The organism is Subtercola endophyticus (assembly GCF_021044565.1).
GTDB lineage: Bacteria > Actinomycetota > Actinomycetes > Actinomycetales > Microbacteriaceae > Subtercola > Subtercola endophyticus.
On the sequence record NZ_CP087997.1, the window covers coordinates 2,077,816 to 2,093,404 of the forward strand.

16 protein-coding genes and 1 pseudogene are annotated in these 15,589 nt (G+C 65.4%); 2 read left to right on the plus strand and 15 right to left on the minus strand.

The window, feature by feature from the left end; all coding sequences use genetic code 11:
• Positions 1-66: 66 nt before the first annotated feature.
• From pyrH to LQ955_RS09725, 4 genes are all read right to left on the minus strand, one after another.
• Positions 67-792: a UMP kinase gene (gene pyrH, locus LQ955_RS09710; RefSeq protein WP_231027950.1), complete on the minus strand. Its 726-nt coding sequence runs from the start codon at positions 790-792 to the stop codon at positions 67-69.
• A gap of 109 nt (positions 793-901) precedes the next feature.
• On the minus strand, positions 902-1,732 hold the full coding sequence (gene tsf / locus LQ955_RS09715; RefSeq protein WP_231027951.1) for a translation elongation factor Ts: 831 nt from the start codon (positions 1,730-1,732) through the stop codon (positions 902-904).
• A 99-nt stretch (positions 1,733-1,831) separates the two neighbouring features.
• Entirely contained in the window at positions 1,832-2,842 is a 1,011-nt protein-coding gene (rpsB, locus tag LQ955_RS09720) for a 30S ribosomal protein S2 (RefSeq protein WP_231027952.1), read from the minus strand.
• Positions 2,843-3,074: 232 nt separating this feature from the next.
• Complete coding sequence (locus LQ955_RS09725; RefSeq protein ID WP_231027953.1) at positions 3,075-4,592, minus strand: sugar porter family MFS transporter; 1,518 nt, start codon at positions 4,590-4,592, stop codon at positions 3,075-3,077.
• 275 nt (positions 4,593-4,867) lie between these two features.
• Here LQ955_RS09725 and LQ955_RS09730 point away from each other — a divergent pair.
• Positions 4,868-5,212 (plus strand): annotated as a pseudogene (locus tag LQ955_RS09730) (peptidoglycan DD-metalloendopeptidase family protein); the annotation flags it as partial.
• 99 nt (positions 5,213-5,311) lie between these two features.
• On the opposite strand, the gene LQ955_RS09735 reads toward LQ955_RS09730, so the two are convergent.
• The 10 genes from LQ955_RS09735 to LQ955_RS09780 form a co-directional block, all read right to left on the minus strand.
• Positions 5,312-6,355, minus strand: coding sequence for a tyrosine-type recombinase/integrase (locus tag LQ955_RS09735; protein ID WP_231027954.1), 1,044 nt, complete (start codon positions 6,353-6,355; stop codon positions 5,312-5,314).
• Between the two features lie 64 nt (positions 6,356-6,419).
• Complete coding sequence (locus LQ955_RS09740) at positions 6,420-7,316, minus strand: phosphodiesterase (RefSeq protein WP_231027955.1); 897 nt, start codon at positions 7,314-7,316, stop codon at positions 6,420-6,422.
• Positions 7,313-8,632: a DNA-processing protein DprA gene (dprA, locus tag LQ955_RS09745; protein WP_231027956.1), complete on the minus strand. Its 1,320-nt coding sequence runs from the start codon at positions 8,630-8,632 to the stop codon at positions 7,313-7,315. Before dprA ends, LQ955_RS09740 begins: the two co-directional genes overlap by 4 nt.
• Complete coding sequence (locus LQ955_RS09750) at positions 8,629-10,164, minus strand: YifB family Mg chelatase-like AAA ATPase (protein WP_231028104.1); 1,536 nt, start codon at positions 10,162-10,164, stop codon at positions 8,629-8,631. The genes dprA and LQ955_RS09750 overlap by 4 nt, the downstream gene beginning before the upstream one ends.
• Complete coding sequence (locus tag LQ955_RS09755; RefSeq protein WP_231027957.1) at positions 10,161-10,595, minus strand: YraN family protein; 435 nt, start codon at positions 10,593-10,595, stop codon at positions 10,161-10,163. The genes LQ955_RS09750 and LQ955_RS09755 overlap by 4 nt, the downstream gene beginning before the upstream one ends.
• Before the next feature lie 102 nt (positions 10,596-10,697).
• Complete coding sequence (locus LQ955_RS09760) at positions 10,698-11,021, minus strand: DUF2469 domain-containing protein (protein ID WP_104244363.1); 324 nt, start codon at positions 11,019-11,021, stop codon at positions 10,698-10,700.
• A 94-nt stretch (positions 11,022-11,115) separates the two neighbouring features.
• The gene (locus LQ955_RS09765; RefSeq protein ID WP_231027958.1) at positions 11,116-11,790 is read right to left on the minus strand and encodes a ribonuclease HII; all 675 of its coding nucleotides are present in this window, start codon (positions 11,788-11,790) and stop codon (positions 11,116-11,118) included.
• Positions 11,787-12,572: a signal peptidase I gene (gene lepB, locus LQ955_RS09770; protein ID WP_231027959.1), complete on the minus strand. Its 786-nt coding sequence runs from the start codon at positions 12,570-12,572 to the stop codon at positions 11,787-11,789. The genes LQ955_RS09765 and lepB overlap by 4 nt, the downstream gene beginning before the upstream one ends.
• A 190-nt stretch (positions 12,573-12,762) precedes the next feature.
• Entirely contained in the window at positions 12,763-13,110 is a 348-nt protein-coding gene (rplS, locus tag LQ955_RS09775) for a 50S ribosomal protein L19 (RefSeq protein WP_231027960.1), read from the minus strand.
• A gap of 235 nt (positions 13,111-13,345) precedes the next feature.
• Positions 13,346-13,864, minus strand: a complete 519-nt coding sequence (locus LQ955_RS09780) for an MFS transporter (protein WP_231027961.1) — start codon at positions 13,862-13,864, stop codon at positions 13,346-13,348.
• A 76-nt stretch (positions 13,865-13,940) separates the two neighbouring features.
• Between LQ955_RS09780 and map the strand changes: the two genes are divergently transcribed.
• Positions 13,941-14,708, plus strand: a complete 768-nt coding sequence (map, locus tag LQ955_RS09785) for a type I methionyl aminopeptidase (RefSeq protein ID WP_231027962.1) — start codon at positions 13,941-13,943, stop codon at positions 14,706-14,708.
• 43 nt (positions 14,709-14,751) lie between these two features.
• Here map and trmD read toward each other — a convergent pair whose 3' ends face one another.
• Positions 14,752-15,522, minus strand: coding sequence for a tRNA (guanosine(37)-N1)-methyltransferase TrmD (gene trmD / locus LQ955_RS09790; protein ID WP_231027963.1), 771 nt, complete (start codon positions 15,520-15,522; stop codon positions 14,752-14,754).
• Positions 15,523-15,589: the final 67 nt, after the last annotated feature.

A 15,589-nucleotide genomic window follows, 5' to 3' on the forward strand; every position in this document is an offset into this window, starting at 1 on the left:
GTGCGAATGTTCTGCTTGCTCGAGCGTCTCTCGTGGCGGTCTACTCGTGCGAGCTGCTCGAACCAGCTACTCGTGCGAGGTGTGAACCAGCGTGCCGATCTCTTCGCCGAGAATGGCGCGGGCCACGTTGCCGTTGGGCTCCATGCCGAACACCACCATGGGCATCCGGTTGTCCATACACAAGCTGAACGCTGTGGAGTCGACGACCTTGAGCTCACGCTGCAGCGCGTCGATGTAGGTCAGCCGGTCGATCTTCTTGGCGTCGGGGTTGGTGCGCGGGTCGGAGTCGTAAACGCCGTCGACACCGTTCTTCGCGACCAGCACGACATCGGCGCCGATCTCGAGGGCGCGCTGGGCGGCGACCGTGTCGGTCGAGAAGTACGGTAGCCCGGCGCCGGCGCCGAAGATGACCACACGGCCTTTCTCGAGGTGCCGCTCGGCACGACGGGGGATGTACGGCTCAGCCACCTGGGTCATCGAGATGGCCGACTGCACCCGCGTCTCGGCCCCGGCCTGCTCCAGAAAGTCTTGCAGCGCGAGGGCGTTCATCACTGTGCCGAGCATGCCCATGTAGTCCGCTCGGCCGCGATCCATGCCCCGCTGGGAGAGCTCTGCACCACGAAAGAAGTTGCCGCCCCCCACAACGACGGCGATCTCAACGGTCTTTGCAGCCTCGGCTATCTCACGAGCCAGTGCTCCGACGACATCGGGATTAACACCGAGTGCGCCACCGCCGAAAGCCTCCCCCGAGAGCTTCAGCAGTACACGCCTTTTCTTGGTTGTGTCTGTCATGTGAGGCAGATTCCCTTCGTCGCTACGTTCAACAGGCTACCGGTAAACCGGGTGACCTTTCGGGCGCGAAAAAGGGGCGACTTCCGCCGCCCCTTTTTGATGTTTGTGGCTACGCGCCGACCTTGAACCGGGCGAAGCCCGTGATGGTCAGGCCTGCGTCGGCGACGACCTTGCCGACAGACAGCTTGTTGTCTTTGGCGTAGTCCTGGTCGAGCAGTGCGACCTGCTTGAAGTACCCGGTCAGGCGACCCTCGATGATCTTCGGCAGCGCCGCAGCAGGCTTACCCTCGTTTTCGGCGATCTCGGTCACGATCTTGCGCTCGGCCTCGACCGCGTCGGCGGGAACACCCTCGCGGTTCAAGTACTCGGGGTTCGCGAACGAAATGTGCTGCGCGATGCTGCGTGCAGTGTCTGCATCGTCACCGATGTAGCCCACGATGACGCCGACCTGCGGGGGCAGGTCTTTGCTCGTGCGGTGCAGGTAGATCGCGAAGTGCTCGCCGCCCACCTGGGCGACACGACGCAGTTCGAGCTTCTCGCCCAGAATCGCGGCCTCGTCGGTGATGACCTCGGCGACGGTCTGGTGCGGGCCGCAGGCGGCGCCCAGAGCTTCGGCGACGGTGCTCGCGTTCGCGGCGACGGTCGCGTCGAGAACCTTCTCGCTCAGGTCGATGAACTTCTGGTTCTTCGCCACGAAGTCGGTCTCACAGGCCAGCTCGATGAGAGTGGCACTGTTGCCGTTCTCTTTAGCGGCTACAAGGCCCTCGCTGGTGGCGCGGCCTTCGCGCTTCGCCACGCCCTTCTGGCCCTTGAGACGCAGAATCTCGATGGCCTTGTCGATGTCACCATCGGCCTCGACCAGAGCGTTCTTGCTGTCGACCATTCCGGCACCGAGGCGGTCACGCAGGATCTTAACGTCGGCAACGTTGAAATTTGCCATGTGCTTTTTTTACTCCTAGCTAAATGACTGTGCCCGAGTCACCCCGGGCACAGCTTGTTGTCGTTTCTCGAGTCGCAATCGTGGTTGCGACCAGTGGTTCTATTCGGAGAGCGTTTCGCCGCGCGACGGGGCGACGGGGTGCGCCACCGGGTCGCCGATGTTCTTGCCGATGAGCTGCGCGTCAGCGTCGTTCTCTTCGGTGTTCGGCTCTTCGGCAAGCTCGACGATGTCTTCGACGATCTCCGCAGCATCGGTTGCAGCAGCCTCGACGACAGCCTCAGGCTGGCCCTCGACCTCGAGCTCGACGGCTACTTCGATTTCGGTCGCAGCCAGCTCGACGGTGCTCGTCTCGAGCAGCTCGCGCTCCCACTCGGCGAGGGGCTCGACGGCCGAGACGTTACCGGCCTCTTCGGGCTTCTGGTGACGCTGGATGAGGCCTTCGGCCGCAGCGTCGGCGATGATGCGAGTCAACAGGCCTACCGAACGGATGGCGTCGTCGTTACCCGGAATCGGGTACTGAACTTCGTCGGGGTCGCAGTTCGTGTCGAGAATGCCGATGACCGGGATGCCGAGCTTGCGGGCCTCGTCGATGGCGAGGTGCTCTTTCTTGGTGTCGACCACCCAGAGCGCCGACGGGGTCTTCGTGAGGTTACGAATACCACCGAGGCTCTTGTGCAGCTTGTCGAGCTCGCGCTTCTTGATGAGCAGCTCTTTCTTCGTGAAACCGCTCTTCGCGGTGTCTTCGAAGTCGAGCTCTTCGAGCTCTTTCATGCGGGCGAGACGCTTCGACACCGTCTGGAAGTTGGTGAGGAGCCCACCGAGCCAGCGCTGGTTGACGTAGGGCTGGCCGACACGGGTCGCCTGCTCGGCGATGGACCCCTGAGCCTGCTTCTTGGTGCCGACGAAAAGAACGGTGCCGCCGTGCGCCACGGTCTCTTTGACGTAGTCGTAGGTCTTGTCGATGTAGGCCAGCGACTGCTGCAGGTCGATGATGTGGCTGCCCGAGCGCTCGGTCAGAATGAAGCGCTTCATTTTCGGGTTCCACCGGCGGGTCTGGTGCCCGAAGTGAACGCCGCTGTCGAGCAGCTGGCGAATGGTTACAACGGCCATGGCCGTTCTCCTGTTCTGCGGGCCGCGGCGCACGGATGCACGGCGAACCCAAATCGGTTGCTAGCGACGACCGGATGATCGCCTCTCCTGGTGCCCGGCACAAACCCGCCGCACTTCGAACGCCGTTTGGGCGTCTGATTCGCAGACCGAATGGATTTGGCGGCCGAAACGGCACGCGTAGTCACCGCGACAAGCGCGGCGCGTCTACAAGAATAGCACCTTCGAACGGAATTTACGCCGGGGCATCCGCCTTGAGGGCAGCGGCTGCCTTCGCCGCTCGTCCGCCGCGGTCGACCTTCAGATCATCCATACTCTCCAGCGACCGGCCCTTGGTCTCGGGAACGGCGAAGAACACGAAGAAGAACGACACGAGCGCGAAGAACGCGTACATGCCGTAGGTGAAGGTGAGCGAGAAGTCAGACAGCGCCGGGAAGGTCTCGGTGATGGCGAAGTTGGTGAGCCACTGAGCCGCAGCCGCAACGCCGAGCGCCTTGCCGCGAATGCGGTTCGGAAAGATCTCGCCGAGCAGAACCCAGACCAGCGGACCCCAGGTCGCACCGAAGCAGATCACGAAGAGGTTCGCGGCGACCAGCGCAATGGGCCCCCAGGCGCCCGGAAGAGAGGGGCTGCCGTTGACCTGAACCGACTGCGCGAAGGCAAGCGCCATCACACCGAGCGAGATGAACATGCCGATCGAACCGCTGAGCAGTAGCGGCCTTCGACCGACCTTGTCGACGAAGAAGATCGCCACGAAGGTGACGGCGACGTTCACCACCGACGTGACCACCGAGATCGTGAGAGACGTGCCCGGATTCGTGGTGTCGAAGCCGACCGAGGCCCACAACGACGTCGAGTAGTAGAAGATCACGTTGATGCCCACAAGTTGCTGGAACATCGAGAGCAGAATGCCCACCCATACGACAGGCAGTAGACCGAACAGCTTGCCGCGTAGCGAGGCCGTTCGAGCGTTCTCCTTGTCTTCCTTCAGGGTGCGTTCGATCTCGTTCAGGGCATCGTCGACCTGATGCTTCGGCATGACACTGGCCAGAACGTCTCGCGCGTCATCCTGCCGCCCCTTGTTCGCCAGATACCTCGGCGATTCCGGTAACCGCAAGGCAAGCAGGCCGTAAACGATGGCCGGAATGGCGCACATCACGAACATCCACCGCCAGGCGTCGGCGCCGAACCAGAGCGGACTGTTGGCGTCGCCGGCCGCATTCGCGAGAATCGCGTCAGAGAGCAGGGCGGCGAAGATACCGAGCGTGATGGCCAGTTGCTGCAGCGACGCGAGACTGCCGCGCACGGCCTTCGGCGCGATCTCGGCGATGTACGCCGGAGCGATCACCGAGGCGATACCGATGCCGAGGCCGCCGAGCACGCGCCAGAGCACCAGATCCCACACGGCGAAGGCGAAGGCCGAGCCGATGGAGCTGACCAGAAAGAGCCCGGCGCCGATGAGCATGACCGGAATACGGCCCATGCGGTCGGCCAGCCGGCCGGCGAAGTAGGCGCCGATCGCGCAACCGAGCAAGGCTGAGGCGACGACAAAACCGCTCAGCAGCGGAACGCCGCCCAGGTCGAAGTCGCTCTTGATCGCGTCGACCGCGCCGTTGATGACCGAGGAGTCGAACCCGAACAAGAAGCCGCCGAGGGCCGCCGCGATCGAAAGGCCGATCACCTTGCGATTGAGTTTTTTCTGCAGGTCTTTCTCTGAAACGCCAGACCCCGTTGTGCTAGCCGTGCCAGACATTGCTACCCCTTCGAACAGTGAAGCCGCGTCAGATGCCGCGGTGGATGGTTCTACTCACATCTCCGATCTTGGCACGATGATCCACAGATCGGGCGAAATGGCTCGGGGGTTGCGTTCGCGGCGACGACGCTGTTCGCATGCGAAAAAACACAGTATGGGTGCGGGTTCTCCTGATCGTCGCTACGGTCGTCGTCGGCGGCGTCTGGGCGCCGGCGGCGAGCGGTGATCTCGCTGAGGTCGGCGGCGGCGTGCTAGCGGCGCCCGTGGGCGACCGGATGCACGGGGTGTGGCCCGTCGGCCCGCAACACGTGGTTCTTCGGGGCTTCGAAGCGCCAGAGACCCGCTATTCGGCCGGGCACCGCGGAATCGACCTGGCGGCCGACGTGGGCGAGCCCGTCGTCGCCACAGCGGCGGGGGTGGTGTCGTTCGCGGGAGTGGTTGTCGATCGCCCGCTGGTGTCGATCGTGCATCCCGGCGGTTTTGTCAGCACTGTCGAGCCCGTCTCGCCGATCGTCGCGGCAGGCGACGTCGTTGCTGCCGGAGAGCAGATCGGCGTTGTGGCGGCGTGGGTGCACTGCCCGGTGGCGTGCGTGCACCTCGGAGTGCGGCTGAACGGAGAATATGTGTCGCCGTTGTTGTTGCTCGGCGCGGTGCCGCGCGCGGTGCTGCTGCCGAATGCTGCGGATCCCGGCGCTGGCGCCGAACGAAGACGTATCGCCTTAGGCCCTCGGGTGGGCAGCGAGGTACGTCTGGCGAAGCCGCTCGGTCGTGACGTGGGTGTAGATCTGGGTGGTGCCGAGGCTGGCGTGGCCGAGCATCTCTTGTACCGCCCGAAGATCGGCTCCCCCGTCGAGCAGGTGCGTTGCCGCGGTGTGCCGAAACGCGTGGGGGCCCTCGGGGCCTGATCCGGGAACGCCCTGAAGCAGCTTCGAGACGAGGGCGTAGACCGAACGCGTGCCCATTCGCGCCCCGCGAGTGTTGAGAAACAGCGCGGAGGCCGCCGGCGCAGCTGCGACCGCCGCCTTCGCCCGCGCCGGCGACGGCACAGCCGCTGAGTCAGGGGCGCTCGCGCGAGCGAGCAGAGCGCGTCTGCCGTGTTCCCGATACTGGGCGATCGCTTCTGCCGCAGGCGCTCCGAACGGCACGACGCGCTGTTTCGAGCCCTTGCCGGTCACGAGCACCGTGCGCCGCGAATCGTCGAGGTCGTCGACGTCGATGCCGACGAGTTCCGACACGCGCAAGGCTGAGGCGTACAGCAGTTCGACGATCGCCCGGTCACGCTCGGCAACCGGGTCGCCCTCCGCGGCCGCGATTTCGAGAGCGTCGAACAGCACCTGCATCGACGCGCGGCTCAGCACCCTCGGCAGAGACCGCTCGGGCTTGGGCGCGCGAAGTCGAATGGCGTTGTCGACGGGCTGCCGGTGGGTGCGTGACAGCCAGGCCGAGAAGCTCTTCGTCGTCGCAGATCGCCGCGCCAGGGTGGCTTTCGAGAACCCCCGGTTCGATGCATCCCACAGCCAGTCGCGCAGCAATTCGAGCGTCAACTCCACATCGGAGGTTGCCGACGGCACGCTCGCGGCGGCAGCGGGAGCGGGGGCCGCAGCGGGAGCAGCGGACACAGCTCGGGCGGCAGCTTGTCGCTGCGCGGCGAACGCGCGAAGCGTCGCGAGGTCGGAGGAGTACGACCGGATGGTGTTCGGCGAATAGCCGCGCTCAAGCGCGAGGTACGACACGAAGTCGTCGATGCTCTGCCCGAGATCCATTCCTTCAGCATGCCCCACACGCGCCGTCGCACGCCTCACCGACGACAGGCGCGCCGCCAACCGATCACTCCGCTGGCGGAACCTGGCGGGAGAAGGCGTTTTTCTGCTCGGCAGGCGAGAGCGCTTCGACCTTCGACACGAATTCTGCCGGGAACGACGTGACGACCTCGTAGTCGCCGATCGGCACGGCCGAGTGAACGACCTGGTCGTCGTAGACCGTGACGACGTTGATGGATTGGCCGCCGTTCATCCCCGCGAGCAGACCACGCTCTGAGACGGTATCCATCGTGTAACACGTCGCGGCGGCCACCGAAATCGGAATTCCCGCGAACAACGAGTGGGTCGAGTAGTGCAGGTGGCCGCCGAGAATGCCCCGAACATCCGTCGCCCGAACAACGTCGGCAAAGCGCTGCTGCTCCTGCAATTCAAGAATGGGCATCAATGGGAGTGTCGTCGGAATGGGCGGGTGATGCAACGCGATGAGCGTGCCCTTCGGCGCGGGCTGGGCCAGCACGTCGCCGAGCCAGGCCAGCTGCGCATCGGTGAGCTCGCCGTGATGAAAGCCGGGAACCGAGGTGTCGAGCGCAATGAGCCGCAACCCGTTCAGGTCGAAGACACGGTCGACGGGCTCGTCGCTCGCCGCGATGTCGAGCAGGTCGGTGCGCAGACGCTCGCGAGAGTCGTGGTTTCCCATCACCCAGACGAGTTGCGCCCCGAGGCGATCGGCCACCGGTTCGACGATCGACCGGATGCGCGCGTAGGCGTCACTCTGCCCGAGGTCGGCGATGTCGCCGGTGAAGACGAGCGCGTCGAACCGAATGCCCGACGCCTCCAGCCTCGCCAAAATGCGAGAGAGCGTGGCGTCGGTGTTCACTGCACCGTAGAGCAGTGCCTCGTCGGCGAGAAAGTGCGTGTCGCTGATGTGCGCGATCGTGTGGCTGGGTTGGGGGCTCGTCGTCATGGTTCTATCTTCTTCCACCCGAGATCGACTTCGATCACATCACCGGCGACCTGCAGCACCCCGAGCATGGCCCTCGTGCGATCGATTCCCAGACCCGCACGCTTGGCCAGCTCCTCGGTTCTGCGTGCCGAGCGGTTGCTGAGAGCATCCATCAGCCGCAGTGTCTCGCCCGAACGGCGAGCCGCGCCATCCGCACCCCGCACCTCTTCGCCCGCGCCTTCGGCGCCTCTCTCCCCTCCTGTGCCCGACGCCGCACCCCGTTCGTCGCCCCGGCGAGGGAGAGCCTCACCGACGGCCAAGAACAGCCCGATGACCTCCTCGGAGTTCGTGACGCACTCGGCGTTGTACTCGCGCAGTAAGCGATGACAGCCCGCCGACGATGCAGACGTCACCGGGCCCGGCACAGCACCGAGCGGCCGGCCGATTGCCGCCGCGTGGGCTGCCGTATTGAGCGAACCGCTGCGAGTGCCCGCCTCCACCACCACGGTCGCGCGCGACAGAGCGGCGATGAGGCGGTTGCGCTGCAGAAACCTCCACTTGGTCGGCGGCGAGCCACAGGGCATCTCTGAGACCACCGCTCCCACCGACGCGATGCGCGTCAGCAGTGCGTCGTGGCCGCTGGGATAGAACCGATCGACCCCACCGGCCAGAAACGCGACAGTGAAGCCCGAACTCGCAAGGGCGGCTCGGTGCGCCATGCCGTCGATTCCGTAGGCCGCGCCCGAGACCACACCCACACCCCGGTCGCTGAGGCCTGCCGACATCTCCATGGCCACATGCTCGCCGTAGCCGGTCGCGGCCCGCGCGCCGACGAGGGCGACCGAGTGGCTTGCTCGGCGAAACTCGGCCGGCCTTCCGCGCACCCAGAGCGCCAGGGGTTCATGTTCACCGAGGTCGGCGAGCGAGGTGGGCCACTCGGCATCGCTCGGCACGATGAGACGAGCACCGCACCGTGCCGCCGACTGCATGGAGTTCAGCGCCGCGGTCGAGCCCAGGCGAGGAGCCCACCGATCCAGCGCCTGGGACAGAACCGTAGACGACACCGTTTCGACACCGGCCTCCGCAAGCGCTTCGAGAATGCGGGCGTTCTTATGGCGCTCGAGCAGGGCACCAAGAGCTGCTGGCGCCCCGAGCGCACGAACCAGCGTGCCGGCCACGACATCTCCGGGCTCGGCGAGGCCGCTCCACGTCGCCCGCGCGAACCGCTCGGCAATGTCAAAGCGGGCGCCATCGTTTGCGGGCTCCTCGCCGTCGCGGTGGGTGATCGCCTTGACGGCGGTCGAGACGATCGTTTCATCGAGCGAGAAAATGGTCATGTCGCTAGTGACTTTCTGAGGTAGAGGGCACGGCCCACGTGGTCGAGATCGGGCTGGTCTGCGTCGTCGAGGTCGGCCAGAGTCCAGGCGACGCGCAGAATGCGGTCGTATCCGCGCATTGTGATGCCGCCCCTCTCGAGGGCCCGATCGAGCGAGGCTGTCACATCAAGACCGAGCCGTCGCGGGCCTGCGCGCAACCACTCGCCCGAAACTTGGTTGTTAAGACTCCAGGGAGTGTCGACGAGCCTTTCGGCCATTCGCCCGCGCGCGGCGGCAACCTGAGAGCGCGCCTTCGCCGTGGTCAGGCGCGGCTCGAGCTGTGCCGTGCGGAGTTCGCCCGCCGTCACGCGGCGCACCTGCACCTGAATGTCGATGCGGTCGAGCAGCGGCCCCGATAGCCGGGCGAGGTAACGCCGTCGGGTATTCGGTGTGCACACGCAGTTCGTCTCTGCGGCGCCGTACTGACCGCACGGGCACGGATTCGCCGCGAGCACGAGCTGAAACCTCCCGGGAAACCGTGCCACGGCGTTTGCGCGATGAATCGAGATGATGCCGGACTCGAGCGGTTGCCTCAGACAGTCGAGCACGTTGGTGGCGAACTCGGGTGCCTCGTCGAGAAAAAGTACCCCGTGACAGGCGCGCGCAGCCGCGCCCGGGCGAATCTGTTTCGATCCGCCGCCGATGAGCGATGCCGCTGTTGCGGTGTGGTGTGGACTCTCGAAGGGCGGCCGAGTGGCCAGCGTACGTGGAACACCGGCACCGGCAAGTGACCGGATCGAGCTCACCTCGAGCGCCTGCGCGGTGTCGAGATCGGGCAGCAAGCCGGGCAGCCGAGCGGCGAGCATGGTCTTTCCGGCGCCAGGCGGGCCCAGCATGAACATGTGGTGACCTCCGGCCGCGGCGGCGACTAAGGCGAGCACGGAGTCGGGATTGCCGATGACGTCGGCGAGTTCGTAATGCGGTTCGTTATCGGTAACGAGCTCGCTGCCCTCGATGACCTCGAGGCCGACCGGGTCGAACGACCCGCCATGATAGATCGCCGCGTCACGCATCGAAACGACCGGCACTATGGTCACGTCGGGTACCAGCTCGGCCTCGTGCCGGTTGCCGGCCGGCACCATGAACGTGCGGAAACCGGCCCGAGCCGCCGCCGCTATCGCAGGTAGCACCCCGTTCATCGGCCGCAGCCGCCCGTCGAGACTCATCTCGCCGAGATGCACTACGCCCTCGACCGATCGAGCCGAGATGCTGCCCGACGACGCCAGAATGGCCATGGCGATCGCGAGGTCGAACGTAGAACCGTGCTTGGGCAGCGCCGCCGGGCTGAGGTTCACGGTGATCTTGCTCACCGGCAGCGGGCAGCCGGAGTTGCTCGCTGCCGCGCGCACCCTGTCACGGGCGTCAGCGAGCGCCGTGTCAGGCAACCCGATGATCATCAGCGTGGGCAACCCGTTGCCCATGTCGGCCTCGACCTCGACCATCGACCCGGTCATTCCGAGCAGCGCCACCGAATACGTGCGCGCCACCATCAGAAGATGCCCTCGAGGTGCTCGATCGTTGCCGGGCGCCCCGTCGGTGCAACGACGCCGATCGCATCAATGCGGATCTGCCGCCGCGCGCGACGACGATTCGCCGCCGCCGCGTCGACGCCGCCGTCGCCGTCGCTGTCGCCCGAGTTGCCTTCAGCCGTTGCCTCGGCCCCGTGCGCCTCGCACCATGCCGCGCTCAACCGTTTCAATCGCGCCAGCTTCGCCACCGTGATCGCCTCGAACGGATGCCCGTACCGCAGCCCCGATCGGGTCTTCACCTCGACGAAGACCACGACTCCACGGCGCTCCGCCACGATGTCGATCTCGCCCTGCGTGCACCGCCAATTGCGCTGCACGATGGTATACCCCGCGCCGACCAAGTGGTCGACGGCAAGTTGCTCGCCGCGTCTGCCGAGCTCGTCTTTCGCTTTCATCACTGCCTCCGCCAGCAACTCTGGCGGCAGGCGAACGGCTCAGGCCCGCGAAAACATCAAACGGTGCACAACCCGCAGGGATGACCGGTTGTGGAGAACGACCTACTCGTCGAGCGCGAGCTCTTTCGGCAGCTCGAAGTCTTTCGACGAAAGCTCTTCGATGTTGACGTCTTTGAAGGTCAACACACGAACAGACTTGACGAACCGGTCGGAACGATAGACGTCCCACACCCACACGTCGCTCATCGTGAGTTCGAAGTAGAAGTCGTGCTCCGTATCGCGCCTCACGAGGTCGACGTCATTGGCCAGATAGAACCGGCGCTCGGTCTCGATCACATACTTGAACTGCGACACGACGTCGCGGTATTCGCGGTAGAGGGCCAACTCGACCTCGCGGTCGTAGTCCTCGAACTCATCTTCTTCCATGGTGCGACAAGTCTATGCCCGGGCCCGGCGGTCGCAGGCAGAGTTCACTGCACCTGTGCAGTCTCGGCGGCAAGAGCCAGAACCGAACATCCACTCACGCCTCTTCGAAGAGCCTGAGCATCCGATCGGTCTTGAGCCACGTGTGCCGATGATGTTCGCTCGGCCCCAGAAGATCGAGCGCCTCGAAATGCGCAGCAGAGGCGTACCCCTTGTTGCTCGCCCACTTGTACCCGGGAACCTCGCCATCGAGCGAATTCATCAGCCGGTCACGATGCACTTTGGCCACGACTGACGCGGCCGCCACCGAGGCGCAATCACGGTCGGCCTTGATGCGCGTCGTCACCCGCACCGGCGCGCTGAGGTGCCGACTGAGGTAGTCGTAGTTGCCGTCGAGCACCAGCACCGCATCTGACACGTCGACCCCCGCCGCGAGCAGCGTCTCGAGCGCCCTCGCGCCGGCCAGCCCGAGGCACACCATGATGCCGAGTTCGTCGACTTCGTTCGCACTCGCCAGGCCCACAGCGGATGCCCGCGCCCACGCCGCGGCCAGCGGAGCCAGTTGCTCCCGCCGAGGCTCGGCCAGCAGTTTCGAGTCGCGCAGCCCGGGCGGGAATTTGCCCGGGCGAACGGGATCGATCACGCACATTCCCACCGCGACGGGGCCCGCCAGCGCGCCGCGCCCGACCTCGTCGACACCGATGACCAGGCGTGCGCCTTGGCGCCCGAGCGCGCGCTCGTGCTTCAGAGTCGGGTCGGCGACGGGCGTCATCCGGAACCGCCGCTCGGCGGAGAGCTGGCGGGCGGGCTCGTGGGAGCGGCGTCTTTGGCACCGCGGAAGACGGCCGAGTAGTTGTCGAGATACGTCCAGCGGCTCGACGGCCAGGTGATCCACAGCGCGCGACCGACGACATCGCTGATCGGTACGAAGCCACCGTCGGGTTTGTCTTGGTTGTAGCGCGAGTCGGCCGAGTTATAGCGGTTGTCACCCATCACCCACAGAGAGCCGGCGGGCACGGTGACGTCGAAGGCGAGGTCGGAGACCTTCGTGACGCCGTCGGGAAGCTTGATGTACGGCTCGTTCAACGGCACGTCGTTCACCGACATCTGCCCCAGAGCGTTGCAGCAGGTGACGTGGTCGCCCGGAAGCCCGATCACCCGCTTGATCAAATGGTCGTTACTGTCGGTCGCTGCGAGGCCGACGGCGTCGAGGGCCCAGTTGATCGCGGTGACGATGGGGGTGGTCGGCGGCTCGTACTGGGGCTGCAACCAGCCGCCCGGGTCTTTGAAGACCACGACGTCGCCGCGGGAGACCGGGATGATGTTGGGTTCGAGCTCGTTGACCAGAATGCGGTCGTTGATCTGCAGGGTATTCTCCATCGACCTCGACGGAATGTAGAACGAGCGCACCAGAAACGTCTTGATGAGCACGGAAGCGAGCAACGCCACCAGGAAGATGATGATGATGTCGCGCGCGAACAGGGCAGCACTGCGAGACCGCCGCCCCCCACGCCTACCGCCGCGTTGTCGCGTCGGTACCGGTGTTTCTGTCATTGAGTTGTTTCTTGTCTTAAATGGTCTGAGCCCTCGACCCATTTTATGGGGCGAGGGCTCAGAAGGCCGTTCACGACTCCGCGCTCACGCGGCAATTTCACAGTCGCTTTGCCTAACCGTCAACTCCTGCATGAATTAATCATGCAATTGCCAAGTCGTATGGCAGGCCGGTGCTCGGTGAAGCCGGCTATTACGCGTCGCGCTTCTCTTTGATCTTGGCCTTCTTGCCACGCAGCGAACGCAGGTAGTACAGCTTCGCGCGACGAACGTCGCCGCGGGTCACGACCTCGATGTGGTCGATGATGGGCGAGTGCACCGGGAAGGTACGCTCGACGCCGACCTGAAAGCTCACTTTGCGAACGCAGAAGGTCTCGCGCACGCCTTCGCCGGAACGGCCGATGACGATGCCCTGAAAGACCTGCACACGCGAGCGAGTACCTTCGATGATGTTGACGTGAACGCGAACAGTGTCACCGGCGCGAAAGTCGGGAATGTCGCTGCGCAGCGAAGCTGCGTCTACGGCGTCAAGAATATGCATGATGTATCGCTCTCTGTAACCGCCACAGGTCGACTACGGGTTATGTAGAAAAAGGAGTGTGTGCCCACTCGTTACTGCAGAACTCCCCTGTGGCAGAGTCTGGCGGTGGCACAATCGTCAATTGTGCCACGAGACGGCCCACTTAAGCAAAGGCGAGCGGATGCCCGTGCCTGGCCTCCCCCGAACATCCTGTGCCCGCGGGCGGATGCCCGTGCTGCAGCTGGCGCGAACGCCCCTAGTTCTGCTGGCCCCGGCTCGTCTCGATGACGATGTATTCGTGCTCGTCGACGATGGGCGGTCGGGGCGCAGCGCCCACTCCGGCGGCAGCCCCGGCCGGGGCGCCCATCTGTGCCGCGTACTGGAATGACTCGTAGACGCCCTGCACTCTGCGGCGGGTCTCGCGCGCCAGCTCTACGATCGACACCCAGAAAGCGGCGAGCCCGAGCACCACCACGGCCACCGACAGCAGCGGGGTCGCGGCCGTGAGAAAGCCGGTCGCGACGATGGCGGCGTGCCAGCCGGCGGCGAGAGCGACGTCGGGCCAGGAGAGCGCCCGCTCGGTGCGCACCTTCTTGCGAGTGAAGTTCAGCAGCCCGACACCGGCCAGCGCGAGCGCGAGAACACCGCACGAGAGCAGCACCAGAAGGAACTGCCAGGCCGACCCCCCGAAGATCGACCAGCCGATCAGAATCCAGAGCGGAAGCACAACGACGGCAGCTGGCTGCCAATAGTAGAAAGCTCGACGAACGAACATGAATCAAGGGTACGGCGGGTATCGTGGGTTCGGCCCATGTGGCCGAGAAAAACACAGTCAAATCAAAGGGAACGCAGTGATCGAGCTCAAGACGCCAGCCGAAATCGACAAGATGCGAACGGCCGGCATCTTCGTGGGCGAAGTGCTGACCGAGCTCGCCGCGCACGCGGCCGTCGGCGTGAACCTGCTGAAGCTCGATCAGATCGCGCACGACATGATCAGGGCGCGCGGAGCCGAGTCGTGCTACATCGACTACCACCCGTCGTTCGGCGCGAGCCCGTTCGGCAAGGTGCTCTGCACTTCGGTCAACGACGCCGTTCTGCACGGCCTGCCGCACGACTACCGCCTGCGCGACGGCGACATGGTGTCGCTCGACTTCGCGGCATCCGTCGACGGCTGGGTCTCCGACTCGGCCATCACCGTCATCGTGGGCACGCCCCGGCCCGAGGATGCCCGGCTCATCGATACAACACAACGCGCCCTTGCGGCAGGCATCGCCGCCGCGCAGCCGGGTGGGCGCCTCGGCGACATCTCGGCCGCCATCGCCGCGGTCGCCACCGCCGACGGCTACTCCATCAACACCGACTTCGGCGGACACGGCGTCGGGCGCACCATGCACGGCGACCCGCACATCCCGAACAACGGCCGAGCCGGCCGCGGGCTGCGCCTCGAGCCAGGGCTCACCGTGGCGATCGAGCCGTGGTTCCTCGAAACGACGAACAAGCTCGTGACCGACCGTGACGGCTGGACCCTGCGCAGCGCCGATGGCTCGCGCGGCGCCCACGCCGAGCACACCGTCGCCATCACGGCCGACGGCCCGCTCGTGTTGAGCGCTCGCTCGTAGGGTCGACGGCGAGTATTTCCTTATTTATCGACGCTCACGGGCGTCACTCGGGCAGCAGGTCGGGGCGCACGCGGCGCGTGCGCTCGAGCTGGGCATCCCGTCGCCAAGTCGCGATGGCGCCGTGGTTGCCGCCCATCAGCACCGGCGGAACCTCGTATCCGCGCCATTCGGCGGGCTTGGTATAGCTCGGGTATTCGAGCAGGCCGTCTTCGTGTGACTCTTCGACGAGACTCTCGGGGTTGCCGATGACGCCGGGAATCAACCTGCCGATGGCCTCGATCATCGCCATAACAGCGACCTCTCCCCCGTTGAGCACGTAGTCGCCGAGACTCACCAGGCGAACGGATGCTCGGCTCTCGGCATACTCGAACACCCTTTGGTCGATTCCTTCGTAGCGCCCGCACCCGAACACGAGGTGGTCGGCGGTGCTCAGTTCGCGCGCCATGGCCTGGGTGAAGACTTCACCGGCGGGCGAGGGAAAGATGACGAGGGGGGCGTCGCGAGTGAGCTGCTGGGCATCCGGCCCGACCGTCGAATCGAGATCGAGAATTGCATCGAGGGGATTGGACGCGTTGGCCGCACCGTCGAGATCGAGAATTGCGTCGAGGGCCTCGCCCCAGGGTTCCGGCTTCATCACCATGCCGGCACCGCCACCGTAGGGCTTGTCGTCGACCGTTCGGTGCCGATCGTGTGTGAACGCGCGCAGGTCGTGCACCTGGACGTCGAGAATCCCGTCTTCGCGCGCCCGCCCCAGCAGAGAGACGTCGAGCACGCCGAAGTACTCCGGAAAGATCGTCACGATATCGATGCGCACCCCCCGACTCTAACCTGCGATTTCGCCGACAAATGCTCGGCGTTGGCTGGCTCATTGCTATTCTGAT